Here is a 25816-nt window from a genome sequence, read left to right on the forward strand (position 1 = left end):
CCGCGATAATCCCGCGAATTTTTCCTAATTACCAAGCAGAGTTCGCGACCCGGCTGGTGGATGCTCAGCGGTGATCCACCAGCCGGCTGAGCATGTCGCCAATCATTTGAATTAACTGAACGATGATGATGATCACAACGACCGAGCAGATCATCGTGTCCGTCTGGAAACGGTGATACCCGTAGTCAATCGCCATTTTTCCAAGACCGCCCGCACCAACGACGCCCGTCATTGCCGAGTAGCCCACCAGGGTAATCGCCAAAACCGTCACGGACTGGATGATGCCGGGCAGGGCCTCGCGAACCAAAATGCTCCAGCGGATCCGGCGGTTGGAAGCCCCAGCCATGAGCGCGGCCTCGACCTTGCCGTTTTCGACGGAAAGCAGGTTGGTTTCCACTAGGCGAGCAAAGAACGGAATCGCGCCGATGACCAAGGGGAAGGTCGCTCCCTGCCAGGTAATCGCGCTACGCATGACGAGCCTGGTCACCGGAAGTAGCACGATGATGAGGATGAGGAAGGGGAAAGAGCGGCCAACATTGACAATCAAACCAACGATCTGGTTGATGGTCTTGTTAGGAGTGAGTCCCGTCTTCGAGGTCTGGACAAGAAGCAGACCCAAAGGAAGGCCGACGAGCACGGTGAAGAAGGTGCCGAAGATGACCATGAGCAGGGTCTCCCAGATTGCCGGGAGGAACTGCTGGGTGAGTGCGGGGTTGTCTCCCCACGTCGGGTCACCTTTACCCAGTGGAAGCAGCGTCAGGACTGTTGAAAGAGCCGAAAGATTCACAGCGACCTCACCTCCACATGCGCTCCCTGGGCGCGAAGCTGCTCAATGATCGGAGAACGCTGGGCTGCAGGGATTGCCAGAGCCAGGCGACCAACTTGGACAGAACCCATCGATTCGAAAGTCCCTGCGGTCACATCCGCACCAAGCTTTGCGGCAAGGTTGAGCATATTCGAACCCGTGGGAACCCCGGGATGCGACGTGAAGATCACGTCCAAAAGGATATTTCCAGATTCCCAGGGCTGGGCTGAGGTTTTGGCCTCCGCTGAGCTGCTCTGTGCAACGATTTCACGTGCGGTCAGCTCACGATTGAAGTCCGTGACATCCAGTTCATCAACACTGGGCGCAGGAACCAATTCCTTTGCCAGAGGCGAACCCGGGTCAGCCAGGACTTCTTCGATTGTTCCGCTCTGGACGATTCCTCCGTCTTTCAGGAGTGTTACGGAATCGCAGATTTCGCGAACGACCGACATCTCATGGGTAATGATGACAATGGTGACGCCGGTTTCGTCGCGCACCTGACGCAGCAGTGACAGGATCGCGCGGGTTGATTCGGGGTCAAGGGCTGAGGTTGGCTCATCACAGAGCAAGACTCGAGGGGTATCTGAAAGTGCACGCGCAATACCGACGCGCTGGCGCTGGCCACCGGAAAGCTCTGAAGGGTAGGCACCGCCACGATGCTCGAGGCCGACTAGCGTAAGAAGTTCACGAACGCGTCCTTGCGTTCCTCGCGGGTAAATTCTTTCTTCGCAGCGACTTTCAGCGGGAATTCGATATTTCCTCCCGCAGTCTTGGCGTCGAAAAGGTTAGCTGCTTGGAAGACCATGCCGATCTTGCGCCGCGCTTGGCGCAGCTCGCGCCCACGAAGCTGTGACAGATCAATGTCATCAACGATAATCGACCCAGAAGTGGGTTTCTCCAGAGCCGTCAGACAGCGAATGAGCGTTGACTTACCGGCACCCGATTGACCCACGATGCCGTGAATACTTCCTGCTTCAACGTGCAGATTCACGTGATCAAGGGCAACGACATCATCACTTCCCTTCACGGGATAGATCTTCGAGACGTCGATCAGATCAATCACTGGGTCCTCCTTCCATGCACCCTTAGACTATGAGTCCGTGCCGGAGTGTCCAAATTTTTCGTTACACAACCTCACATTGCGAAACTGACAGCAATGAGGAAACCGGTAACGGCCAACACGCATCCCCCCAACCAGACCCCTAGAACGAGGCCCAGAGCAGCGCGGTATCTGTGCTCACGAATAAGCATCACTGCATCGAGTACAGCGGTGGAAAAGGTTGTAAATCCGCCTAAAAATCCCGTCGAGAGCAGGAAGAAAACGGGAGCATTGGGGGCAAGAATACCCGCGAGCGCACCAGCGCATGTGCATCCCAATAGATTGACCACACCGATCCCCCACTGGGGTGTTCGCTTTGCTCGATGCTTTTTGAGATAAAGATCCAGCTGCCAGCGAGAGAGAGCACCCAAGGAAGCGAAAACGCACACGAGAAGGAAGAGCAGTGGGGTCATTTCTTTGCCGCCCTTGACGATTCACTGCGTCGGGATCCTTGGCCCCAGATCCACCCCACGGCAGCAAGCCCAATCCCAACTACAAGCAAGACAAGGCTTGCAAGCATTCCCTCGATGAGTAGAGGCACGGAGGACGCCATCGCAGCACTAAACGGAGAAGAGACAGCTCCGGAAAGCTCACCCCCAGCAGCGGGGACTGATGTCATTGCTTGGACTGCATTATGGATACTGGCCATGACCATGGTGGAGTATGTGGTCAGAGCGCCAGCGAATCCGCTTCCTGCGACAAACATGACTTTTCTGCGCACTGCATCCTCGCGGAAATAGCTCTGTGCCCAAGAAGTGGCGAAACCAAGAAAGAAGGCCCCGCAAAGATTGACGGCCACCGTGGACCAAGAAAAAACCGTAAGTTTCCCGCTATCCGTAGCAGCAAGATCCAATCCCGCACGAATTGCCGTGCCAAGGAAGGCTCCGAAAGCAACACACAACCACGAGGGAATGCGCGTGAGCCAACTCAGGTGATGGTGCGCCGATACGCCGACTTCCAGCTCATCACCTTTCAGATGCGCTCGTGTCTCCATGTATCCAAGGTTAGTCTGGGGCTATGGCATTTGCGTCGACCTTGACATCCCGGGCACACGATGGAGCGGGAAACTCGGCTTCCTCCCCTGCGAACTCGGCCTCGGAAATCACAATCGGAGAAGGCAACCCTGCGCATGCCCTAGGCGCCGGACGCTTCGCTCCTTCCCCCAGCGGCGACCTCCACCTGGGCAATCTTCGCACTGCGCTGCTCGCGTGGATGTGGGCACGGCTCACCGGTCGACGTTTCGTTTTGAGGATTGAAGATATCGACCGGGTGCGTTCGGGCTCCGCACAACGTCAGATTGACGAACTGAAGGCACTGGGAATTGATTGGGATGGCGAGGTGCTTATCCAGTCCTCGCGCGCGCACGTCCATGACGAGGCCGTTGCCCGCCTCTTCCACGAGGGTTACGCTTTCGAGTGTTTCTGTTCACGTAAGGACATTCGCGAGGCCTCTTCCGCACCGCACGTTCCGCCTGGCCACTACCCCGGGACGTGCTTGCACCTGAGCGCATCTGAGATCACCCAAAAGCGCGAAGAATTCGCGGCCGAGGGACGTCGTCCCGCCCTGCGATTGAAGGCTCCCGTATCGGAGTGGACGGTGCATGACGAATATTTTGGTGAGTACACGGGTCCTGTCGATCACTTTGTCATCCAGCGTTCTGATGGTGCACCGGCATATAACCTGGCGGTCGTCATTGATGACGCATTCCAGGGAGTTGACCAAGTGGTTCGCGGTGACGACCTCCTCTCTCAATCGCCCGGCCAAGCAATTCTGGCGCGTTTATTGGGGTATCCCACGGTCACCTACGCACATGTCCCCCTGGTTTTAGCTCAATCGGGCGCGCGGCTCGCCAAGCGCGATGGTGCAGTGACCATCGAGGAACTTGCGGAGCGCGGGGTGACTATTGCCCAGATCATTGAGGTTTTAGCCCGCTCGATGGGTATTGAAGGAGTGCATTCCGCCTCCCAGCTTCTTGAATCGATGGACACTGAGACGCTGCGCGCGCTCCCCCGTCAGCCCTGGACACCCGACTTGGACAAGCTTTTCGCTTGATCGCTCGGCGTAACGCCTCAAGCCTCCCTCCTCCTCCGCCCGACCCCCACAAATGACACACGAAGTTGGCAAAAGACACAGGCCATAAGCTGTGTCATTTCACGACTTCGTGTGGAGGGGGCGCAAACAGGGCTGCAACGGCAGCACAAACGGACGCGGGGATATCACGGGGATATCGCGCCTCCAGACAGGATTGTGCCCGGGTCGGAAACCGCGTATGCAGCGGATGCGGTTTCCAACCCGGGCACAAAGCTCTTCTCAATACTTAGAAGAGCCGCTCACCTTTCCTCACGCTTGCGACGCAAGGCGGTGAGAGTCCCACCGGTCATCACCAGGATCAGTGCAATCGCACCAATCACCGCGACAGTGACACCGGTGCCAGCGAGAGACGAGCCCGCCTTCTTGCTCGCGCTGTGCTTCGGGTTCGTCATTGCTGACTTGCCCTGATCATTCCCGGATTGGCTCGCCTGGTCCTTTCCGGGTTGCTGGCCGCTTGTTCCCGGGGCATTGCCCTGGGGATCATTCGGGACATTCCCAATACCAATCCCCGTGTTTCCGCCGTTACCGGCCTGGTTGCCCTGGGTGCCTCCCTGACCGTTGCCTTGGTCGCTATCGGATGAGGCCGAGGCGGAAGGCTGAGGTTGCGTCGTAGGTTGCTCGCTGGGCTGGCTTGGCTGGACAGTGGGCTGAGCACTGGGCTCAGCGGTGGCCTCGGCACTTGGCGAGGCCGAGGGGCTCACTGACGCCGAAGGAGCAGAGCTGGGTTCTTCGGAGGGCTGCGGCTTGGCCGAAGGCTCCTCGGTGGGCTGAACGCTTGGTTCAGTCGAGGGCTGAGCACTGGGCTGCGTTGACGGCGCAGCTGTTGGTTCAACCGTCGGTGCTACTGTCGGCTCAGCAGAGGGCTCAGTCGTGGGCGTAGGAGTCGGCGTAGGAGTCGGCGTATCCGCTCCCCCATTCACCGTCAGCATCAGGCTCATTGTCGAAGCGTTTCCCGATTCATCTGTCGCAGTGAGAACCAGTTCTCGAGTCCCGCTCCACGTCGGAGTTCCCGAAATAGTTCCGCTGGCCAAATCAAGCGAGAGCCCAGACGCGGTCACTCCCGAGTCAAGAGCTGCGCGGTCCGTTGAGTGGTTGTTCCCTGTATTCGCAGAGCGAGCTCCCCAATCGAAGATTGGTTCATCATCGTCATCCCAACCATCGTTAGCACCGTGCGTGGGCTCAGCGGTGGGCTCAGTACTGGGTTCATCGCTCGGCTCATTGGTATCGGGGAGAAGCATCGGGTCATTCATGGCCTTTGGCCCCTCGCCCGTGGTCGGAATTGCCACAGAATTGCCCTCGGGGCCATCCGGATCCACCAGCTTGGCGGACAGAGTAACGGTTGAGAAGTTATCGCGAGCAGTTGCAACGATATTCTTCATTGACGCACCCCGGGTGATCTCTTGATCGTTCCACGGGCTGGCCCACAGTTCCGGTGCCGCACGGTCGACGATTCCCATCGCCCCGTCTTTCGCCTTCACAACGACTTGTCCCGAGGTGTTACCCGCGTAGTCGGTAATCGAGTAGGTTGCACCGTGAGTCCCCAGAGGACGCGTGCGCTTGAGCTGGCCGTTCTCATCTCGGTTACCCCAGTCGGAACGGTTGTTCTTACCGCGGGTAGCGGTCCAGCTTTGGTCACCCGTCGCATTGATCTTCTGCCAGTCCTTCGTCGTTGGGTTCACCAGCTTGTACTTCGCACCGTCTAGCCCAACAAAGTCTTGGCGTCCCATCGGCCGTGAGTACGAATCGTTGTAACGTCCGCGCAATGCCAGAGCGGGAATCGCACCGGTATCGACACCTAGGGGCTGAACCGTTGCTCGGAACATTAGCCCCTCCGCGGGAGCGGGCACAGATACCGATGTGTCTTCAGGACCGACCGTGTATTCGGCGTATCCGTGGTAGGGGTTGTCATTTCCTGCGTACAAAGTTTCAAGACGAACCTTGTATCCGGTGGGTGTCCCCGAAGCGGGTGCCTTCCACGACAGTTCGACCTGCCCCGAAGTCGCTGCTTGAGTGAAGTTACCGTTAGCATCCTTCGCAGTTGCATAGGTCAATTCGCTGGGAAGCGCAGAACGATTAACAACCAGTTCGGCAGGCTGTGAAATCGATCCGTCCTTGCCCACTGCTCGAAGTCGGAGCATATAGCTACCCTCAAGATCGACCTTCTTGATGTAGCGCGAATCCCCATAGGCCTGGGCAAGATGACGCACATTTCCTGAGGCATCCACGGCCTCGAGAATGTAGGAATCAACGGAGGCAAAGTCTGCCTTCTGCCAAGAAACGTTCATCTCACTGTCGGTGGTCAGCTCGTTGATCGTAAATCCAGCGGGGATAGCGGGTGTTGCGGACTCATCGCTGACAGCAAGTTTGCCGACATTCACCTGAACATCGCCGCTTCCTTCGACCTGCAGGCCCATCGTTGCGATCGTTCGCCCCTGGAAGTCAGAAAGATCAACAAGCGAATCCTTCCATCCATCTGTCAAAGCTGCACCCAAGGAGAGAGTGACAACTTCCCCTGGCTTGTCGGCAAAGACCAGTGCCAGGCGGGCCTTCGTTGACGCGTCCTTTGCGCGCCAGACAACTTCAGCGGTCGAGTTATCCTTCACGCTCAGGTTCGTCTTGTAGAGGCGAATGGTCTGCGCTTGCTGCGCTTGACCGTAGAGGACCAGGGAGTTTCCTCCTTGATAGGCACCTACAGGCGAATAGGGAAGAGCCACTTCTTTACCCTGCAGATCGACTCGCGGCTCTTCGCCGTAGTCGAAATCGGCCTTCAGCGTTGCGCCGCCTTCTCCGGCAATCCACCACTGCCATGAAGGCAAGATAGATTGCGCTCCCATGTCCGACCACTCGGAGGTATTGGTGACTGCACCATTCGTGTACGAACGCATCCCCTTACCGGTCGAGAAATTCGTCCAGAAGTTACTCCCCTGAATAACACTTCGAGCCGGAGCAAAATCAGCAACTCCAACCCATCCGCTGCCCTTAACTCCGACAGCGGGGTTGGCCTGACCATTAGCCGATCCGGTCTGGGTGACGTCCTGCTTCATTCCAGAGAAGTACATGCGCTCACGTTGAGCAATCATCCATTGATAGGGCTGTTGCTGCATGAAAGGACGAGCTGAATCGCTGCGACCGGTGATTTCCTGGATGTTGTCGTCTAGTCCGCGTTGGTAGTGATCCGAGGGAGTGAAAAGAGCAATCGAGGTCAGCGGAGAGTGATTTTCTTCCGAGGTGTAGCCTCGGTCGACACCACCACTGGAGCGAAAACCGGTCTGGTTGGCTTCAATTCCTGCAAATACTTCCTTGTAGGGGTCGTATCCATTCGCAAGCGCCCAGCTATTCATTCGCTTGCCATTGTTTCCGTAATTGACGAAGACAGAGGAGTGAATACGTCCGTGTTCATCGTCGCGCAGCCACGCTGCCTTGGATTCGTTAAAGGAAGAGTTGGTGTCATACCACTGAGTCCACAAACCCTGGCTGGTCAGATAGGACATGAATGGTTTGAATTCAGAGTCATCGCCCCATTCTTCCTGGTTGAGGAAATAGCCGTCGAAACCGTAGTACTTGGCCATATCGACCAGTTTCTTGGCGATGAGGTAGCCCTGTGAGTTCGGATCTTTATCGAACATCTCAGTGAAGGTCAGGCCCGGGCGGAATGAGGGGTCGAAGTACAAGATCGCAATCGACTTCACGCCGTTGCGGTGTGCAGCATTGGTGTATTCGGGACTGGGAAGGGTCAGAACACCGAACTCAAATCCGCGGTTACGCCAATCCGAGGTTGCTGGATTGTAGATCGCCTGCGGGACACCCAAGGATGCACCGCCGTGCCACGGTGACCAATAGTCGGTGTACTGCCAGAAGTTCAAAGTGTGGTCAGTAAAAGTGTTGTTAAAGGTTGTTGAACCGAAGAAGGAATTGCCGTAATCACCCTGCATGAGCATGATTTCGGATTTCCCGTCCAGTTCTGGCTTCACCTGGGTGTCAGGATTTCGATCAATTCGAGGCTGGAGTGGGACGGTTGCGCGAAGCTGACTTGCAAATGGGTCAGATTCGGGGGTCCAGTCACGCAGGTCTTGAACGCGGTAGCCCGAGACCACGGGCTGTGCACTTGCGACCGCAGAATCTCCCTGAGGTGGGTAGGAGTCTGCAGCGAATGCAGCGGGGATTATCAACGCGCTAGCGGCGGTCAGTGCGCCAATGGCAACAAGGCGCCTCTTATTCTTATGTGTCGACATCTGCCAGGAGCTCCTTCGCCCTGTCGATTTGTGTGTAGTTGTGGGTACGCGTAGTACCGATGTGGCCCATGTGGGATTCCAAGAGTCACAGGCGGCGCCCGATCCGCTGCGATCGATTGCCGAAAGAAAAACCGGTTAAGCTCGCCGGTTAGAAGTCATGGTACCAAAGCTCAATCGACACCAAAACCAGTTCTGACCACCGATGATAACGATTTGATAAACCGAATGAAGGAGCAACCCGCTTTGAGCACATGCAAGAAGTTTGAACACATGCAAGAAGAAGGGACGGGAACGCATTCACATGGAATACGTTCCCGTCCCGATTATTCAGCCGCTTTCTCGCAACTAACGCGAACTTTCGCGATATCTCAGCGAGCACGCTATCCGACACATCACTTGCGTTTATTCACGTGTCAGCCCCTGACCCCACTGGAATCGAATCATGGTGTCGCGCTAACAAGCGGCTGTCACCGTTGAGGGATCACCAAGACACCCCTCAACGAAGTACCCCGTAGGGAAACCTCTGATACACACTCCTACTTCAGTGAAGAGCTAGCAGCTTCCTGCAGCTTGTCCAGAGTCGTACCGACTGCAGCTCCGTTCAGCCAGGTGGCCTCAATCTGCTCCTGAATCTGGTCGGCGATCTTCGGCCAGGCCTCAACGCGCGGAGCCATGCGAGCGTAGGTCGTCGCGGTCTTCAGGTACTGCGAGCGGTGCGGAGCATTCAGGTACTCGCTCGAGTCCAGAGCCTTCTGAGTTGAAGGCATGTGACCGGTCGCGATCGCCCAGTCGCCGGTGTGCTCGTTAAGGAACTTGGTAAATTCGAAAGCCGCACGGTACTTCTTCGCATCGGGATTGGCGGAGACCGGAACGGTCCACACGTGAGAGTTCGCCCAGGTTGCCTTGTCCTTGAAGAGCATGAGCGCATCGCTGGTCTCGTACTTGAAGGGAGCTTCAGCTGTGAACTGGTTAACCGACCACACACCGTTGTACATCACTGCTGATTCACCACGCAGGAAGCTCTGAACCGAGGCATCGTAGTCATGGTTGACGGTCGTGTAACCTTCCTTAACCAGGGTGTTGATGAATTCCAACGAGGTCTTCGCCTCAGCCGAGTTCATATTTGCCTTGGTGCCGTCTTCGGAAATAATGTCCGAGCCCTGCTGCTGAACCAGAGTCATCCACAAGCGCCCGCCCATCGGGTCATTTGACAGGGCGATATCAATGTAGTTCTTTCCGGTCTTCTCCTTCACGGCCTTTGCATGCTCAAGAAGCTCATCGGGCGAAGTCGGAAGCTCGTAGGTACCGTCTTCACCAACCAATCCGGCTTGGGAGAGGATATCCATGTTCAGGTGGCTGATGATGGCGTGGGTATCGAAGGGAACGCCCCACTTCTTGTCCTTGTAGGTCACGGCGTCCAACGCGGGCTTCGTCGATCCGGACAGGTCGATGCCCACTCCATCGGGCACCTCCATGAGCAGGCCCTTGGCAGCGTAGTAGGGCAGGTTGGAGCCGTGCATGATTGTCACATCGGGGCGATCCGACGAGGCCAAAGCGGCATTGAGTGAGTCGTAGTAGCTGTGCCACGAAGCGCCGCCCATACGCTCGACCTTGATTCCCCACTTGTTCTCAGCGTTGAACTTGTTCGTGAGGATCGAGATGGCGGTGCATTCGCTGTTGGCCTTGGACAGGTCGGTGACTCCCTCAGTCTTTTCCTGGCAGTCGCCAAAGAAGCGAGCCATGGTGATGGTGGTTCCCTTGAGGTCATCATCGCTGACGGAAGCAATTGCCGCTCCATCAACAGTCTTTGAGGAGGAGGCGGAGTTCACTCCACATCCGGTGAGTACAAAGAGCGCGGTCGTCGCCAGTGCACATGCACCGATTCCCGCGTGACGTGTCAGTGCGCGTCCTTGTCGCATTGTCATGCCTTTCGTTGTGTGGTGAATGGTGAGTTTTCGTGTGAGTAAGATCCTCATTGCCGAGGCCGAGTCTCCCTTTCCCGGCAGTGATGATCAGGCGTGTGGCGCAGGTGGCGATGCCTACTTATCGCCACTCGATAGTGCAATTCCTCGGATCAGATACTTCTGGAGCAGCAGGAAGACGATGAGCAGGGGCGCCGCACCAACAATTCCTCGGGCCATCAGCGAACCCAATTCCGTCGATTGTGCGAATGTTCCCTGCAGAGAGGCCAAACCGGTCGTCACCGTGAACATTTCGGGCTTTGTCGCCGAGACCAGTGGCCACAGGTAGTCATTCCAGGTTTGAACGAAGGAGAAGGTCGCAAGCGCGATCAGAGCAGGCCGCGCAAGGGGCACCATGATGGAAAAGAAAATCCTCACGGGTGAAGCCCCATCAACCTGCGCAGCTTCCTCCATTTCGCTTGGCACCTGCGAGAAGAATTGCGTCATGATGAACACGCCTAAGGGGAAGGCAACACGGGGGAAAATCAACGCAATATAGGAATTCGCCAACCCGGCCTCGGAAAACATCATGAACAGGGGGACGAACATCGCTTCTTTGGGAACCATCATTCCGGCCAAGGTCAGTCCGTAAACAATGGTTCGCCCAGGGAAGGGAAGCTTCGCGAATGCATAACCGGCAGCAGCGCAGATGATCACCGTAATGACCGTGGCAGTAATCGAGACGATCATCGAGTTGAGGAACCATCGACCAGCCAAACCAGTGCGGAAAACATCGGCATAGTTCGACAAGGTCGGCTCTGTGGGCACAAGGATCTGCGAGTTCGTCTTCAATGACGAGTTCGAACTCAGAGAGATCACCAGTGTCCACAGCAGCGGAATAAGCCACAGCAGAGCAAGTGCCATCATCACGACGTGGTAGCCGCACGACTTGAGTTTCTCGCGCATGTCAGCGGCTCCTTTGCCGTGAGATCAGGAATTGGATGAACGAGATAAAGACCATCAGAACAAAGAGCACCAAGGACATTGCCGAGGCGTAGCCGAGCTGGGTATCCCTAAAGCCCGTCTGATAGATGTAGCGCACCAGAACGTCTGTCGTACCACCCGGGCCTCCGGCCGTCATGATGTTCACCTGACCGAAGATCTGGAAAGAGGCGATGATCTGTGTGACCAAAACCAAGACCGTCGCGTGACGAAGACCCGGAAGGGTGATGTTGACGAATTTTTGGAAGGAATTCGCGCCGTCCAAGCTTGCGGCCTCATATAGCGTCGGATCGATATCTTGAAGACCCGCGCCAAAGAGAATGAGGTTAAAACCAACCGTCCACCATACGGTTGTCACAACGATTGCAGTCATTGCCCACTTTGGATCCGAAAGCCACGAGATCGTCCCCCACCCCATGTATTCGGTGAAGCGCGCGACAATGCCTCGCGAGGGGTTGAGCATGTATCCCCAGATCAGGGTGGCAACCGAGACCGGAAGAACGTAGGGGACGAAGAACGCTGCACGGTAGAAGGAGCTTGCCCGTCCGCCTCGTTGAAGGAGAAGCGCGTAGATCAGGCCAAGTCCAACAATGATGGGGGTCGACACCAGGGTAAAAATCGCAGTGTTCTTCATCGCGTTCCAAAAACGCGGATCAGACCACGAACCCCCATCTCCAGGGTGGATTCCCAAGATGATTGCCGCACCGATCAAGGTGACGATCAACAGGATGCGCCCTGAGTTGAGGTCGCCTTCGCGCACTGCCTTGACGGTCACATACACTCCACAGGCCAAACACAACAGTCGGACAAGCCACATCGAAGTGACGTCCCAGACCAGGCCGGTACCGCCGAGCATGTGGGTGTAGTTTTCAAGCCCGATCCATTCCCGGGTGCTACCCAGCAGATCCCAGTCAAAGAAGGACATCAGAATCGCTTGGACCACGGGAAAGAGGACGAAGACCCCATAGAAGATCAGGAAGGGCAGGGTAAAAGCGAAGTTCGTTGCCCACCGGCGAAGGACGCGGGCTTTAGGCATCGCGATCACCTTCAAAGGCCCGTGAAACAGCGCTTCGCTCATCGGTACCAAGCACCGCACTGGCCTCGACAATCGTGCGTGGCCGGATTTGCCCGCTCTGGCGAGCAGAACTGGTGACAAATCCTCGGATAACCTCCAACGGAAGCTTGGGAGTGCGGTTTTCGTCGGCGAGGCCGTTTGTCTCTTGACGGGTATCCGTCAGTTGCGTGTAGCAGAAGCCAGCCAGAATGGGCGAGGATTCAAGAGCATCGAATAGTCCGCTCACGCGCTCCTTGTAGGCCTCGACAGTGGGGACAACTGCGTAGCCCCACGCATCCTCTGCATCCAGGGGCAGCGAAATCCCACCGAACTCCGTGACCATAACGGGGCGGTCATCGCTCCAGGCTTCGCCAAGTAGGATCTTGCGTCCTTGCGGGCCGACTCCGTTAACCAGCTCTGCAATCGATTCACGGTCGGCGTAGTTAACGCGGAGTTGCTCGCCGTAAACCCCGTAGTCGTGGGTTGTCACGATCGGAGTCTCCAGCTGTTCCCACCCGTCGTTAGCGATGACTGGACGAGTTCCGTCAAGCGCATCGGTCAGGGCGACAACCGAGCGGACGAAGGCCTGCTGCTTTGGTGAGGTGACGATCAGGTCCACTCCCCAGCTTTCATTGAAGGGCACCCACACAATCAGACTGGGATGATTGCGATCGCGTAAAACCAGATCCTGCCATTCCTGCGTGGTCACGGTGACTGCCCGGTCACTAAAGGCATAGGCGGATGCGGATTCTCCCCACACCATCATTCCCATGCGATCAGCCCACGTCAGTGTCCGTCGATCCGCACTTCTCTCGTGGATACGGACGAAGTTGAAGCCCATATCGCGGGCCAGTTCCAGATCCGCCTTCAAGGCCTGTGGACTGGGGGCAGTGAAGTAGGACGAGGGCCAGTAGCCCTGGTCCAGAACACCGCGCAGGTAGGTGGGCTGGTGGTTGATTTCCACATAGCGATGCGAAAGGCTGACATCGCGGATACCGACATAGGAAACAACCTCGTCATCACCAACACATATCCGCGCATTGATGAGATTGGGGTGGGCGGGGGACCACAGTAAGCGCCCCCATTCCTGTCGGTTTGCCAGCCCGGGGATTTGAGCGACGAGGCGAAGTGAACGCGAGCGCATCCGGACCATACTTGCAGCCAAGGTTTCACCCTCAAGTTCAAGGGTCAAACTGGCCTCAATCGGGTCGATGTCCCCACTGGCTTCACGCAGACCCGATAGTGCGATGTCGCAGGCGACTTGAGCGTTCTCAATATCCCAAGACCAGGTCAACGACTCAATGTAGCCTTCGGGGACAACTTCCATCCAGACATCGCGCCAGATTCCAACGACCGAGTGATACCAAATACCGTGGGGGTTTTCTTGCCAGTCTTGTTTGCCGCGCGGCTGGTCCACTGCGTCAAGGCGGTCCTGTGCGCGGACGACAATTTCAAGGCCTTCATCCAAATAATCAGATGAGTCAACGGTGATGGTGAAGGGCGTATATCCACCTTCGTGGTGTATATGGTGACGGCCGTTAATCCAGACATCACAGGTAAAATCAACCGCTTCGAAATGAATACGCAGGTGCTGGAGCGAGGAACTGTCATCAGCACCTGCCCGCTGAAGGTCTTCAGGGGTAATAGTTCGCCGGTACCAGACGACATCGGATCGTTCTCCGCTCCAGCCACTGTCCGGGCTTCCCGGCGGGAAGGGGACAGTAATCGTCTTGGAGAAGTTGACTCCGGGGAGATACCAACCCAGAGTAAGTCCCTCATCACATGAATCCGTGGCGAAGGACCACTGGCCATTGAGATTTAACCAGGATTCACGACAGAGATCCGGGCGCGGATAATTCGCGTCACTCCATGCATCGAAAGTATCTACATTGACCTTCATGGGATCATGATGCATGATCTACCAACAAATTGCAACGTAGCAAATTAACCACAATTCCTCAGCAGTTAACCAGAATTTTCAGTAGACTGAAGCAATATTCCCAGATGAGATCGGTGTTAATAACACTTTTTGGAGACGCACATGAAATCTTCACGGCCAAACATGCGCGACGTTGCGCAGCTTGCCGGTGTTTCACAGCGCACCGTTTCAAACGTGGTAAATAATTTCCCGCACATCTCCCCTGCTACGCGGAAGGCAGTTGAGGATGCAATCCGTCAACTGGGTTATCGGCCAAATATTGCTGCGCAGCGCCTTCGGCAGGGTCAGACACACACCTTGGCGCTCGCTATCCCCAATCTCGCCTGGCCATATTTCGGAGAGATTGCACACCTGATTCAAGAAGAGGCGCGACGCAGCGGATACTCGATCATGGTTGTCGAAACCGCCGGCACTCGCGAACACGAAGTCTCGGTGCTGCGCGACTTCCGTACCAACCTCATTGATGGACTCATCCTCTCCCCCATCGAGCTCGACCTCGAAGGCCTCAACCAGCTCGAGTTGGACGCACCGCTGGTACTGCTCGGCGAGAGGATCCAGGATGCAGGCATTCCGCACTTTTCAATGGATAACGTCTCTGCGGCCTCGGAAATGGTGCACCACCTCTACCAGCAGGGCGCGCGCAGTTTCCTCATCCTTGGTTCGACACATACTCGAGCAACCTCCAGCGCGGGCGCACTTCGCCAACGCGGGATCGAGAAGGCGCTGGCCGAACTCGGATTGGACTCGTGGGCATGGCGCAGCGTTGAAGTGTCCCCATGGACCGCCGGTGGCGCACAGGAAGCACTCTCTCAGTGGTTGGAATCCAACAATCTCCCTGATGCAATCTTCACGATGAACGACCTCCTTGGGATTGGCGCACTGCGCGCGCTTGCCGAGGCGAATGTGCGCGTACCCGAGGACGTACTGGTCTCCACCTGGGATGATACGGTCCTTTCGCGCTTCTCAACGCCAACGCTGACCACGATCACGCCCGATACTCACGCGATCGCTCGCGAGGCCGTCCAGGGGCTGATTGCGCTTATTGAGGGACGCGGGGGCGCAGGTGGCAAACAGGCACCCACATCACCTGAAGAGCAGAGCAATGAGGAAAGCAACGCCTCGTCAGCCGATCTCCCACACGCGGTGGCAGACGTAACGGTCTCACACACGCTGACAATCCGCCGCTCAACCCTTCGAGCTTAAGCGCGTAAGCTCCTTCATTCCTGTTTTAGCTCGCACACCTGCGGCCTTAGAACAGCAATAGGACAGGAACGAGTGAGCTAAAGCAGGAATGTGGAGGGGGGGGAAGCGGCCACCGCGCACACATACACGTGTGGGCAGACCCGAAGGCCTGCCCACACGAAAAGCTCGAAATACTCTCAGAGGTTCAGCTGGATCTTGCGTCCGGGGACGGCCTCGATCAGCTCGCGAGTGTAATCCTGAACTGGGTGATCAAAGAGTGCATCGGTCGTATTTGCCTCGACCAGACGGCCCTTCTCCATAACCACAACATCGTCTGCGATCTGGCGGACAACGGCCAGGTCGTGAGTAATGAACAGGTAAGACAGTCCAAGCTCAGCTTGCAGATCGTTGAGCAGGTGCAGAATCTGGTTCTGAACCAGCACGTCCAGTGCGGAAACGGCCTCGTCAAGGACGATTACCTCGGGGTTGAGCGCAAGCGCGCGCGCAACGGCAACGCGCTGACGCTGACCACCGGAGAGCTCATTGGGGTAACGACGCATGGCGCTACGCGGCAGGGCAACCAAGTCAAGCAGCTCGGCAACGCGCGCTTCACGCAGCTTCTTCGGGTTGAACTCGGAGTGTCCTTCAAGAGCGGCAACTGCCCACGGCTCGGGGTCACGGCCCGCAGCCTTGGCGCGCTCAACTTCCTGCTGAGCGTAGGCCTTAACGCGCTCTTCACGCAGCTTCTTATCGGACTCAGAGTGCCATTCAAGAGCGGCAACTGCCCACGGCTCAGGGTCACGGCCCGTAGCCTTGGCGCGCTCAACTTCCTGCTGAGCGTAGGCCTTCGTGCCGTAGCTGTGAATACGCAGAGGCTCCTCGATAATTCGGTAGATCGAATACATCGGGTCCAGCGAACCGTAGGGGTTCTGGAACACGGCCTGCAAGCGGCGACGCAACGCGAAAAGCTGCGCCTCGGTGTACTCCGAGGTGTCCTCACCGTCGAAGAAGATCTTGCCCGAGGTCGGCTCCAGCAGGTGGAGGATCATATTCGCGGCAGTTGACTTACCGGAACCGGATTCACCCACGACCGCCAGAGTCTTTCCACGGCGCAGCGTGAAGGAGACATCGTCGACCGCGAGAAGCTTCGAGGCATCTCCCTTCGCACCGCGGATGTGGAACTCCTTGGTGAGGTGCTCGACGCGAATCATTTCCTCGCTCGAGGCGTTCTTCGCCGAGCCGGTGAACTCTTCTTCCGTGTGCGTGATGCCGCGTGCGTGTGCGGACTCGATACGTGCCGAGGCCAAGGACGGGGCCGCGGAAACCAGACGCTTCGTGTAGGGGTGCTGCGGGTGCTGGAGGATCTCCAAGGCAGGACCGGACTCCACGATGCGACCACGGTGCATGACGACCAGCTGTTCGGCGCGCTCAGCGGCCAGACCCAAGTCGTGAGTAATGAAGAGCACTGCCGTGCCCATTTCCTTGGTCAGCGTCTCGAGGTGATCGAGAATGCGACGCTGAACAGTCACGTCCAGTGCCGAGGTGGGCTCGTCAGCAATGAGCAGCTTCGGACGAGAAGCAAGACCGATAGCGATCAACACACGCTGACGCATACCGCCCGAGAACTCGTGCGGGTACTGCTTTGCGCGGCGCTGTCCGTCGGGAAGGCCTGCCTGCTCGAGGAGCTCGGTTACTCGCTCCCCTGCCTCGGAGCGGGGAACAATATTGTTCGCCAGCAGAGCTTCCTTCACCTGCGTACCGATGCGAAGAACGGGGTTCAGGTTACTCATCGGATCCTGGGGAACCAAACCAATACCAGATCCACGCAGTTTGATCCATTCCTTGGAGCTCATCTTGGTGAGCTCCTTACCGTCGAACTCGATAGAGCCGCCGGTCACCTTACCGGTGCCCGGAAGCAGGCCAATGACGGCAGCGGCGGTGGTCGACTTACCCGAACCGGACTCGCCCACGATTGCAACGGTCTGACCGGGGTAAATGGTCAGGTTAGCTCCGCGAACGGCGGGAACGACACCGGTCGAGGTCGTGAAGGTGACCTCCAGGTCGGTGATCTTGAGCAAAGGATTGGCGTCGTCCGGGTGGATTTCGGCTTTCTCAGCACCTTCGAGGATGACCTCGGTAACAGTCTCTTCGAATTGTTCTTCGTTCACTTCTTCGCCTTCGGGTCAAGGGCTTCGCGAACGGCGTCACCCATCGTGATGAAGCTGAGCACGGTCAAGGCCAGTGCCATAGCGGGGTAGAAGAGAACCATCGGTGCCTCCCTCAGGCTATCCTTCGCCTGCGAGATGTCATAACCCCAAGACACATCCGTCGGGGGAAGACCAATACCCATGTAGGACAGCGAGGCCTCGGCGACGATGAAGGAACCCAGAGCAACCGTCGCGTAGACGATAATCGGTGCCATGGAGTTCGGGATGATGTGGGAGAGCAGGATGCGCCAACGCGATGCACCGGTTGCCTTCGCGGCCGTCACGAATTCTTCGTTCTTGGCGCTCATGACCGCACCGCGTGTGATACGTGCAATCTGAGTCCAACCGAATATCGACAAGACCAAGATGACCGTCCAGATGTTGCGGTGCTGCTTGAACATCTGCATGAACACAATGGCTGCAAGCATGAGGGGAACTGCAAAGAAGATGTCGGTGACACGTGAAATCAGGGCATCAATCCAGCCGCCAAGGAAGCCGGCGATGGAACCAAGAGTTGCACCAATCAAGACGACGCAGATCGTTGTCAGGACACCGACGGAAACCGAGGCGCGTGCGCCGTAGATGACGCGAGCGTAGATATCGCAACCCTGGAAGGTGTAGCCGAAGGGGTGTCCGGCCTCGGGCTTGCCCAGGTGGTGCGAGAGTTCGCAGTAGTCGGGCTTAACGCTCGTGAAAAGCTGTGGGAACGCAGAGATCAAAACGGCCATAACGATAATGACCGCAGCAATCCAGAACAGGGGCCGCTTGCGCAGATTCTTCCACGCTTCACCCCACATTGAGGCGGGCGCGGACTCATCGGCGACGGCGTCAACTGCACCCAAACCGGTCTCATCAATATCCGAGACGTAGTGCTCCTGACCGGCGCGAGTACGCGAAATAGCTTGCGAAGGGATGAAATCACTCATAGCGAATCCTCGGATCAAGAACGGCGTACAGCAGGTCAACAAGGAGGTTTGCCATGATGTAAACCATGACCAAAACTGTCGTGAAGGAAACAACGGTAGCTGCCTCACCGTGGACGATAGCCTGCCACAAGGTACCGCCAACGCCGTTGATGTTGAAGATACCTTCGGTAATGATCGCGCCACCCATGAGGCCGCCCAAGTCGCCACCGAGGAAGGTTACGACAGGGATCAGCGAGTTACGAAGAATGTGGCGCCTCATCACGGTGCCCTCTTTCAGGCCCTTAGCGCGTGCGGTACGCACGTAATCGGCAGAGACGGTTTCGGATACCGATTGGCGCGTGAGTCGGATGACGTATGCAAGGGAGGTCGCGCCTAGCACAATTGCAGGCATCGTCAAGGATTTTAAGGAAACCGTAGTTGCCGTAGCAGGAAGCAATCCCCATTTCATGCCGAGGAAGAACTGCATGAGGAAGCCGATAACAAAGGTCGGCACAGAGATGACAACCAGAGAGAGGACCAGAACCGTTGAGTCGAAAATACCGCCGCGACGCACACCTGCGATAACACCGAAGAGAATACCGAGAATGGCCTCGATCAAGAGGGCGTAGATGGCAAGTCGGATGGTGATCGGGAATGCGGTCGCCAGCGCCGTCGTTACCGGTTGCTGGGAGAAGGTCGTCCCAAAGTCAAGGGTGAAGATGCCCTTGAGGTAGAGCACGTACTGCAACCAGAAAGGCTTATCAAGGTTGTATTCTTCGCGGATTCGAGCTGCCGCAGCCTCGGTTAAGCCCTTATCGCCTCCGAGGGCCGCGACGGGATCACCTGGCATCAGGTGGACCATCGCAAAGATCAGGAACGTTGCTCCAAAGAAGACCGGGATGGTCTGCAGGAGACGTCGTCCGATGTATCGCAGCATGGACAGGTCCTTTATTACATGTGTTTACGAAGAGTTTTCGTAAACGTATCGGGGTTCATCATCATGAACGGGCTTTCGCATACGCCTGTAGCTACAAACGGATCAGCGAGATACCGCAAGAGATACATACAAACATATGCGCACTATCACTCATAGTAATGCAAAGAAGTGGTAAATGGTCAATCGTGTGTCTTTAATTACGCAGAGAAAACGGTGAGGAATTACTCATTGATAATATGTCGAAAGAAATAAATTCAATGCGTGTGGGGTGGAAGTCGAGAGACTTCCACCCCACACCTCATCCGCTCACGTATCTAGCGGGGAAGAACTATCTTCAGTTCTTAGTAATAGCGAAGTAGTTCACGGTTGAGTTCCAGGTGAACTGAACGTTGCTCACCTTGGTAGACCATGCACCGTTGGTATTCGAGTACCAGGTCGGAATGACCGGCATGTCCTCGAAGAGCAGCTCTTGGGCCTTGTACTGAAGCTCGAGTGCCTCAGTCTCCGAAACGGACCGCGAGTCGGCCAGGTACTGGTCGAACTGTTCGCTCTTCCAACCGGAGTAGTTGGAGGAAGCGTTCGAAGAGTAGGTCGGGAAGAGGAAGTTGTAGAGCGCGGGGTAGTCACCCTGCCAGCCCTGACGGAAAGCTCCCTTGGTGGTGCCGGCCTTCATATCGCCAAGCAGCGACTTGAAGTCTGCGTAGGCATCGGGTTCAGCCTCAATACCCAAGGTGTTCTTGATCGAGTTGCAGGTTGCGTCAACCCACTGCTGGTGTCCACCATCAGAGTTGTAGGCGAGGAGGAACTTGCCACTCCACGGAGAGATGGCGTTAGCCTGCTCCCACAGTTCCTTAGCCTTGGTGGGGTTGTACTCCAGAACCTCAGAGCCCTTCAGGCCTTCCTTGAATCCATCGATTGCAGGAGAGGTGAAGTCCTTAGCAGCGGTACGAGTACCAGCGAAGATCGTCTTGATGATCGAGTCGCGATCGATAGACATTGAGATGGCCTTGCGACGCAGCTTACCCTCTTCGCCGGAGAAGTGCTCCAAGCGTTCAGGAATAGTGATGTACTGGATGATGGCCGCAGGCTGGTTAACAGTACGTCCGGGCAATTCCTGCTGGTAGCTGGAGAAGACCGAGGACGGCACACCATCGAGAACGTCAAGATTATCCGAGATCAGGTCAGCGTAAGCAGCGTCGAGGGACTGGTAGAAGACAATACGGAGACCGTTATTCTTCGCGACACGAGGACCGGAGTAGTTGGGGTTCACAGCAAGATCGATCTGCTTGGAGTGCAGCCAAGCATTCTCACCGTTGGCCATGTAGGGGCCGTTACCCACAGGGTGCTCGCCACCGTTCTTGGGGTCTGCCAGAGTCGAGTCGGGAAGCGGAGCGTAGGCGGTGTAGCCCAGGCGCTTGATGAAGTCCGATTCGGGGGCCTTCAGCTTGATGACGAAGGTGTAGTCGTCGACGATCTCCAGGCCACCTTCCATGTCGCCAGCGCCATCATCGTCGGTGCCGATAACACTAGCGAAGAAGCTTGCAGAGCCAAGGTTCTCCTTGGTGGCCATCTTCCATGCCTCGACGAAGTTCTTTGCTAGAACGGGGGTGCCATCGGAGAACTTGCCATCGGAACGCAGCTTGATGGTCCACTCGGAGTTGTCGGCGTTGGGGGTAATGGACTCTGCAGCGTCCAGCTGGGTCGAGCCGTCAGCCGCGTAGTAAGCGGGGGACGAGAAGATGCTGGAGACGATACGGCCACCACCGGTTTCGTTGGTGTTCGCCGGGATCAGCGGGTTCTGGGGCTCAGAACCGTTAACGGTAACAATGTTGTCCGAAGAACCACCATTGGAACCAGTGCTGCCAGAAGAGCATGCGGTCAGCGCCAGTCCAAGGACGGCGGGCACTGCCAGCCACGACCTCTTAAGATTCATGAGATTCCTCCTGTAGGAGTGCTATTCAGTCATAAGTGCTGATGTCTCGGAAGCATAGCCCACTTTTTTCTCAAAACCTTCACATGTCCATGATGTAAACATTACATTTCGGTTACAATTATAAAGATTTGGTAAAGAAGCATCTGTTAGCAAGCTCTCAAATTTGTCAACCTATGCCACATATCACACCGTGATAGATTTTGCTTCCTCGTCAACCATTCATACCCGTTCCGATCAGGCTTATTGCCTTGTCAACAGCCCCTCAAAAGGCACGAAATTAAAGCTAAAGGTACGAACTAAGCACTGCCGATACGAAGCGAAACAGACTAATCTAAACAGTGCAGGACTCGCCGCCTCGAGGACTGAAGCCGGATATTTGGCTAGCTTCAGCGATCCAAATATCCGGTTAGACTTTGCGGGTCGGGCGGTTGTGGCACCAGAGCCGCAGCCGCTCGGCCTAGCCTAAATCCATCCTCACCAGACAAACAAGGTATTTGGTCGGGGATTTTTTCTAGTTCTCCCAAGGAAATTGGATCAAGAGTCCCGTGTACCATCAGCTGTTCAAGCTGTGACAGTGAGCGAATTGCAATCAGCGCGACATTCTTCGGAAACTCGCGTGCGAACTCCGCATAGATTTCGGGATCATGCTGCCCATCATCACCGACTAGGATCCACTGAATATTTGGGAAAGTATGCGCAAGGCGTCGCAATTCACGCTTCTTATGTTCAACTCCCGAGCGGAACCATCCCGAATTTGATGGACTATAATCCATCATCAAGAAGGCGCCCATAGGAAAGTCCGTTCGGCGTAAAAACTCTCGCAAGCCGGGTACTAGGTTCCACGGACCAGTCGATAGATACATGACAGGCAAGGCATTCGCCTGCCTTCCATGCCCAACCGAAGAAGACTCCTTGTGTTCAGCGTGCTTCTCTTGAACCGAAGGATAGAGGTTGAAACGAGCTACTCGCCGCAAGAACCCCGCCATCCCGGGTACGGCCTCGCGATCAGAGACTCTCTCCAGCAGTGCATGCTTTGCCGCGGTCAACAAACGCGGAATCATCGAGACAATGATCGTGTCATCAATATCTGAAACAACACCGTAACGTTCATCGTCACCGATCACTCGTAACGGAACATCAACAGATTTTGCCGCGCGGATTCGACCAAGGACCCGACCGTCTTTTGCATCGCCCACACGTAAGAGAGACTCTCCCGCAGCAGTGGCCCCTTCAACAGTAGAAGAGGGATACAGGCGATCTCCTTCGCGAACACCCATTCGCTGAACATCCACGGCGTTCAGAGGCTGAATCGAGGCGACCTGCCACCCCGGTTCCAAACCGTGCCCCTCAAGCTCAATATCGATGTATCCACCGCCATCGGTGAAAACGACCTTTTGGGCTTGACCACAGGTCACCAGAACCGGCTGGAAAGGAACCTGAGCATCAAAAAACTGACGCCAACCTCGCCGTTGGGTCAACCACGAGCGCTCCCCCCCTCGTTCTTCCATGATGACGCGAGCCAGAACGCGCGCACGACTCTGCGAGGCATAACCTCCAAAGCCAACAACACCCGGGTAGAAGCCCGCCCACCCCAGCACTCGGGCAAGCCCCGTCGACGTGGCCTCGTCAAGGCGAGAGGCAACGGAAAGTGCAAGGGAGGGAAGGCTCTTTCGGGCAAACACCAATTTTAGTCCTCATTCAGAAGATCGCGCTGATGCTGCGCTTCTTCCGCAGCAGACTTCTCCATGGAACGCTTCAAAGATGGAAGGCCAACGAGCATGATGAGAACCATTACCCACGCAAAGATTGCAATCATCACGTAGGCGCCGCCCGAACCATAACGGTCGACAGCGGGACCCGAGGCAGAAGATCCTAGCGAAACACCCAGATTAATGGCAGTACTCAACCATGCCAGGCCTTCGGTCTGACGATGTCTGGGAACAGATTTGGCGACCATCATGTTGACGTTCGTCATGGTCGGGGCACAGGCAATGCCGCTGATCAACATGATGACGGCCAAGGCAATGATCGTATGCGCCAGCAGATAAGCGGTCATACCAATTGCCAAGGCGACAACGCCAATCGCAAAGAGCTGCCACAGGGGACGTCGCCAGCTCCGCGCACCGTAGATCAATGCGGAGATAAACGAACCAAGTGAGAACATCGCAAGCAGAACACCCGAAAGAGCGGGAACCCCCAGCTCCTTGGTGAAAGCAACAACAGCAATGTCATTCGCACCGAATTGCGCGCCCATTCCCATGTAAGTCAGCATGAGGACGATCATCGCGGGAAGAAGAAGCAGGGATCGTTCACGTGCGGGTGCCGAGGCCGTTGCGCCTTTAGCCTCCGTTGCCGCGTCCTTTGAGCCCTCGGTTCCGTCGCTAGCTACCCGGGCAACGCGACCAGCCTTCCCCAATGGAAGGGGCTCTGAAGAACGCTGGGATAAGAAGAGCACGGCGCCGACAGAAAGGAAAACAATGGAGACCGCAACACCGGTCGTCGGGTGCAGGACCGTTCCCAAAACCGTTGCGATGACGGGGCCAACGATGTAGACGAATTCGTCGACAGCGGCCTCGAGAGCAAATGCGCTATTGAGCTGTGACACCGTGTCGGTGGTGCGGATCCATCGAGCTCTAACCAACGCGCCCGGAGACCCCCAGGTTGCACCAGCAATTCCGGCAGAAACGAACAAGATCGACGGCGAGGCCATCTGAAGAGTCGCCACGAGCAACACGATGGTCGCGACTGCCGACACCGCAAAAACCGGCCCCATGACTTTGAGCTGTCCGTAGCGGTCGACCAGGCGTGCCCACATTGGCGCAGTTACTGCCAAAGCGATGATATTGATTGCCGACACCGCACCCGCAAGGGTGTAGTTTCCATAAGCTGTCTGGATCGACAAGATGATCGAAATCGGCATGATGGACATGGGTAGGCGCAAAATGAAGCCGGCGGCTGAAAAACGCCATGCCTGGTTCAGACGAAGAATTTCCCCATAGGTCGACAGCACTGTGCCAGTGTATGCGTTCTTAGGTGCCTTTGGCACTCCCCACGCTTATGGTGCTGCGCACCCCGTAAAAGTGGGTTAGTTCGTCACTTCAATCTTTCCGTGAGCTCCGGCCTCGGCAAGGCTCATGATGTGGTTAACGAAGGTGTAGGTACCCGGTTCCTTAAAGGAAAGCTCCACAAATCCACCCTGCGCAGGAAGCATGGGGAAGGTCTGAGATCCTCCTCCCCCACGGCTAATGGCATTGCCGCCGTCGATGAGGGTATATCCACCCTCGTCCCAGACGGTATCGAATTGACCACCGACGATGTGGAAGGACATGGCGGTATTTGGGCCCGAATCCATCAGCCAGAAACGCACGCGCTGGCCAACCTTCACCTTGAGGGGGTGCGCGTCGTACTGGAAGGGGCGACCGTTGAATGCCTGCAGGTCAGGCATCATCGAGGCGATCTTTGTTGCGTTCGCAGTTCCGCCGTTGTCCCCCAAGTACAGCTCGGTCGCAACCATCGCGTACTCGTGGTCCACTGGGCGCAGATCAGTGGGGTCAATAATCACCGCACCGGTCATGCCATTGGCAATATGCATGGACATGGGGTGCGTCGAGCAGTGGTACATCCAGATACCGGCCGCCTTCGCAGTGAAGGTGTATTCCAGCGTTTGCCCCGGATCGATCGTCTTCATGGCCTCATCCGGCGCAATATCGCCCGCGTGGAAGTCCAGAGAGTGCCCCATGGTTCCTTCATTTTTGAGGGTGATGTGGAAGGTGTCGCCGATCTTTCCACGAAGGGTGGGGGCGGGAGTGTTCCCGTTGAAAGTCCAGACCGTCCGGCTGACATCGTCGCTCAGGTTCTGCACGATATCGTCGCGGGCAACCAGGGTGTAGTAGTGGTCTTTTTCTTCCGAGGCCGGTGCAACTTCAGCGGGATAGGGATCGACTTTCGCCGCGTAGGCTCGCAGTTGGTCTGCAGTTGGGATTCCCGTTCCCGTTGCAACCTCGTGGTTGTGGGAGGCGTCGCCAGAGTGCGAATCTGCTGAGGCAGAGCCGCCCGTTGCGCCATCGGCGACAATGCTCAGTGTCATCCCCATCTCACGGTGTCCTGGCAGTGAGCACCAACCCTCGGTATCTGCAGTGATGACCCCAGCGTCCACTTCCGCACTTGCACCGGGGGCCAAGGATCCGGTCGTTTGCCCATTGGCCAGAACCAGGTCGTGGCGCTGCTCCGCGGTGTTTGTGAAAGTGATGAGCAGTCGATTTCCTGCTGGAACGTGGATGACAGAGGGAGTGAAGGACATCCCTTGGACGCCGATTTCCACGTGGGTGGTTTCTCCGGTTTCTTTCACCTGAGTTGACGAGGCCACGCTTGAGGTATTCCCCGCCGCTGAGTTTTGCGTTGCATTACTTCCGCCAGCTAGGACACTGGCAAGAACCAGTGCGACAACAGCGCCAAGGCCAGTGAAGACCATTGCTGCCCGCGAGGGTCCGGTGGTTTCTTCGCTCATTGAGCCTTCCTACTTTCACTCA

The 25816-nt window shown here is 56.6% G+C and carries 17 protein-coding genes and 1 pseudogene; 2 read left to right on the plus strand and 16 right to left on the minus strand.

Features of this window, described 5'->3' with window-relative positions; translation table 11 throughout:
- Positions 1-64: 64 nt before the first annotated feature.
- The 4 genes and pseudogenes from RW023_RS06525 to RW023_RS06540 all read right to left on the minus strand — a co-directional run bounded on the left by RW023_RS06525 (position 65) and on the right by RW023_RS06540 (position 2898).
- Positions 65-787 (minus strand): methionine ABC transporter permease, encoded by a 723-nt coding sequence (locus RW023_RS06525; protein ID WP_315580433.1) that lies wholly within the window; start codon positions 785-787, stop codon positions 65-67.
- Positions 784-1868: pseudogene (locus tag RW023_RS06530) on the minus strand (methionine ABC transporter ATP-binding protein). Before RW023_RS06530 ends, RW023_RS06525 begins: the two are co-directional and overlap by 4 nt.
- A 71-nt stretch (positions 1869-1939) precedes the next feature.
- The gene (locus tag RW023_RS06535) at positions 1940-2317 is read right to left on the minus strand and encodes a CrcB family protein (RefSeq protein WP_315580434.1); all 378 of its coding nucleotides are present in this window, start codon (positions 2315-2317) and stop codon (positions 1940-1942) included.
- Positions 2314-2898: a CrcB family protein gene (locus tag RW023_RS06540; protein ID WP_315580435.1), complete on the minus strand. Its 585-nt coding sequence runs from the start codon at positions 2896-2898 to the stop codon at positions 2314-2316. Before RW023_RS06540 ends, RW023_RS06535 begins: the two co-directional genes overlap by 4 nt.
- A 23-nt stretch (positions 2899-2921) precedes the next feature.
- Here RW023_RS06540 and gluQRS point away from each other — a divergent pair, with 23 nt between their 5' ends.
- On the plus strand, positions 2922-3956 hold the full coding sequence (gene gluQRS / locus RW023_RS06545; protein ID WP_315580436.1) for a tRNA glutamyl-Q(34) synthetase GluQRS: 1035 nt from the start codon (positions 2922-2924) through the stop codon (positions 3954-3956).
- A 278-nt stretch (positions 3957-4234) separates the two neighbouring features.
- Here the strand turns inward: gluQRS and RW023_RS06550 are convergent, their stop codons facing one another.
- The 5 genes from RW023_RS06550 to RW023_RS06570 all read right to left on the minus strand — a co-directional run bounded on the left by RW023_RS06550 (position 4235) and on the right by RW023_RS06570 (position 14099).
- The gene (locus RW023_RS06550) at positions 4235-8227 is read right to left on the minus strand and encodes an endo-beta-N-acetylglucosaminidase (protein WP_315580437.1); all 3993 of its coding nucleotides are present in this window, start codon (positions 8225-8227) and stop codon (positions 4235-4237) included.
- 536 nt (positions 8228-8763) lie between these two features.
- A complete protein-coding gene (locus tag RW023_RS06555) occupies positions 8764-10146 on the minus strand; it encodes an extracellular solute-binding protein (RefSeq protein WP_315580438.1) in 1383 nt (460 codons plus the stop codon).
- A 120-nt stretch (positions 10147-10266) separates the two neighbouring features.
- Positions 10267-11094 carry a carbohydrate ABC transporter permease gene (locus tag RW023_RS06560; RefSeq protein ID WP_315580439.1) on the minus strand — a complete coding sequence of 276 codons (828 nt, stop codon included), beginning with the start codon at positions 11092-11094 and terminating at the stop codon, positions 10267-10269.
- Between the two features lies 1 nt (position 11095).
- The gene (locus RW023_RS06565) at positions 11096-12166 is read right to left on the minus strand and encodes a sugar ABC transporter permease (protein ID WP_315580440.1); all 1071 of its coding nucleotides are present in this window, start codon (positions 12164-12166) and stop codon (positions 11096-11098) included.
- On the minus strand, positions 12159-14099 hold the full coding sequence (locus RW023_RS06570) for a sugar-binding domain-containing protein (protein WP_315580441.1): 1941 nt from the start codon (positions 14097-14099) through the stop codon (positions 12159-12161). Before RW023_RS06570 ends, RW023_RS06565 begins: the two co-directional genes overlap by 8 nt.
- 126 nt (positions 14100-14225) lie before the next feature.
- Between RW023_RS06570 and RW023_RS06575 the strand changes: the two genes are divergently transcribed.
- On the plus strand, positions 14226-15326 hold the full coding sequence (locus tag RW023_RS06575) for a LacI family DNA-binding transcriptional regulator (RefSeq protein WP_315580442.1): 1101 nt from the start codon (positions 14226-14228) through the stop codon (positions 15324-15326).
- A gap of 176 nt (positions 15327-15502) precedes the next feature.
- Here RW023_RS06575 and RW023_RS06580 read toward each other — a convergent pair whose 3' ends face one another.
- The 7 genes from RW023_RS06580 to RW023_RS06610 form a co-directional block, all read right to left on the minus strand.
- The gene (locus RW023_RS06580; RefSeq protein ID WP_315580448.1) at positions 15503-17434 is read right to left on the minus strand and encodes an ABC transporter ATP-binding protein; all 1932 of its coding nucleotides are present in this window, start codon (positions 17432-17434) and stop codon (positions 15503-15505) included.
- 35 nt (positions 17435-17469) lie between these two features.
- The gene (locus RW023_RS06585) at positions 17470-18438 is read right to left on the minus strand and encodes an ABC transporter permease (RefSeq protein ID WP_315580443.1); all 969 of its coding nucleotides are present in this window, start codon (positions 18436-18438) and stop codon (positions 17470-17472) included.
- Positions 18431-19354: an ABC transporter permease gene (locus RW023_RS06590; RefSeq protein ID WP_315580444.1), complete on the minus strand. Its 924-nt coding sequence runs from the start codon at positions 19352-19354 to the stop codon at positions 18431-18433. The genes RW023_RS06585 and RW023_RS06590 overlap by 8 nt, the downstream gene beginning before the upstream one ends.
- Before the next feature lie 334 nt (positions 19355-19688).
- Positions 19689-21287 carry an ABC transporter substrate-binding protein gene (locus RW023_RS06595; protein WP_315580445.1) on the minus strand — a complete coding sequence of 533 codons (1599 nt, stop codon included), beginning with the start codon at positions 21285-21287 and terminating at the stop codon, positions 19689-19691.
- A gap of 386 nt (positions 21288-21673) precedes the next feature.
- A complete protein-coding gene (locus RW023_RS06600; RefSeq protein ID WP_315580446.1) occupies positions 21674-22969 on the minus strand; it encodes a phosphatase domain-containing protein in 1296 nt (431 codons plus the stop codon).
- A gap of 5 nt (positions 22970-22974) precedes the next feature.
- Positions 22975-24297: an MFS transporter gene (locus tag RW023_RS06605; protein ID WP_315580449.1), complete on the minus strand. Its 1323-nt coding sequence runs from the start codon at positions 24295-24297 to the stop codon at positions 22975-22977.
- Positions 24298-24372: 75 nt separating this feature from the next.
- On the minus strand, positions 24373-25794 hold the full coding sequence (locus tag RW023_RS06610) for a multicopper oxidase domain-containing protein (protein WP_315580447.1): 1422 nt from the start codon (positions 25792-25794) through the stop codon (positions 24373-24375).
- Between the last annotated feature and the right edge of the window lie 22 nt (positions 25795-25816).

Source organism: uncultured Actinomyces sp. (genome assembly GCF_963542285.1).
Lineage (GTDB): Bacteria > Actinomycetota > Actinomycetes > Actinomycetales > Actinomycetaceae > Pauljensenia.

Coding starts and splice junctions, on each gene's coding strand:
- RW023_RS06535 (WP_315580434.1), bottom strand. CDS start 2,317: ATGACCCCACTGCTCTTCCTTCTCGTGTGCGTTTTCGCTTCCTTGGGT.
- RW023_RS06540 (WP_315580435.1), bottom strand. CDS start 2,898: ATGGAGACACGAGCGCATCTGAAAGGTGATGAGCTGGAAGTCGGCGTA.
- gluQRS (WP_315580436.1), top strand. CDS start 2,922: ATGGCATTTGCGTCGACCTTGACATCCCGGGCACACGATGGAGCGGGA.
- RW023_RS06550 (WP_315580437.1), bottom strand. CDS start 8,227: ATGTCGACACATAAGAATAAGAGGCGCCTTGTTGCCATTGGCGCACTG.
- RW023_RS06555 (WP_315580438.1), bottom strand. CDS start 10,146: ATGCGACAAGGACGCGCACTGACACGTCACGCGGGAATCGGTGCATGT.
- RW023_RS06560 (WP_315580439.1), bottom strand. CDS start 11,094: ATGCGCGAGAAACTCAAGTCGTGCGGCTACCACGTCGTGATGATGGCA.
- RW023_RS06565 (WP_315580440.1), bottom strand. CDS start 12,166: ATGCCTAAAGCCCGCGTCCTTCGCCGGTGGGCAACGAACTTCGCTTTT.
- RW023_RS06570 (WP_315580441.1), bottom strand. CDS start 14,099: ATGCATCATGATCCCATGAAGGTCAATGTAGATACTTTCGATGCATGG.
- RW023_RS06575 (WP_315580442.1), top strand. CDS start 14,226: ATGAAATCTTCACGGCCAAACATGCGCGACGTTGCGCAGCTTGCCGGT.
- RW023_RS06585 (WP_315580443.1), bottom strand. CDS start 18,438: ATGAGTGATTTCATCCCTTCGCAAGCTATTTCGCGTACTCGCGCCGGT.
- RW023_RS06590 (WP_315580444.1), bottom strand. CDS start 19,354: ATGCTGCGATACATCGGACGACGTCTCCTGCAGACCATCCCGGTCTTC.
- RW023_RS06595 (WP_315580445.1), bottom strand. CDS start 21,287: ATGAATCTTAAGAGGTCGTGGCTGGCAGTGCCCGCCGTCCTTGGACTG.
- RW023_RS06610 (WP_315580447.1), bottom strand. CDS start 25,794: ATGAGCGAAGAAACCACCGGACCCTCGCGGGCAGCAATGGTCTTCACT.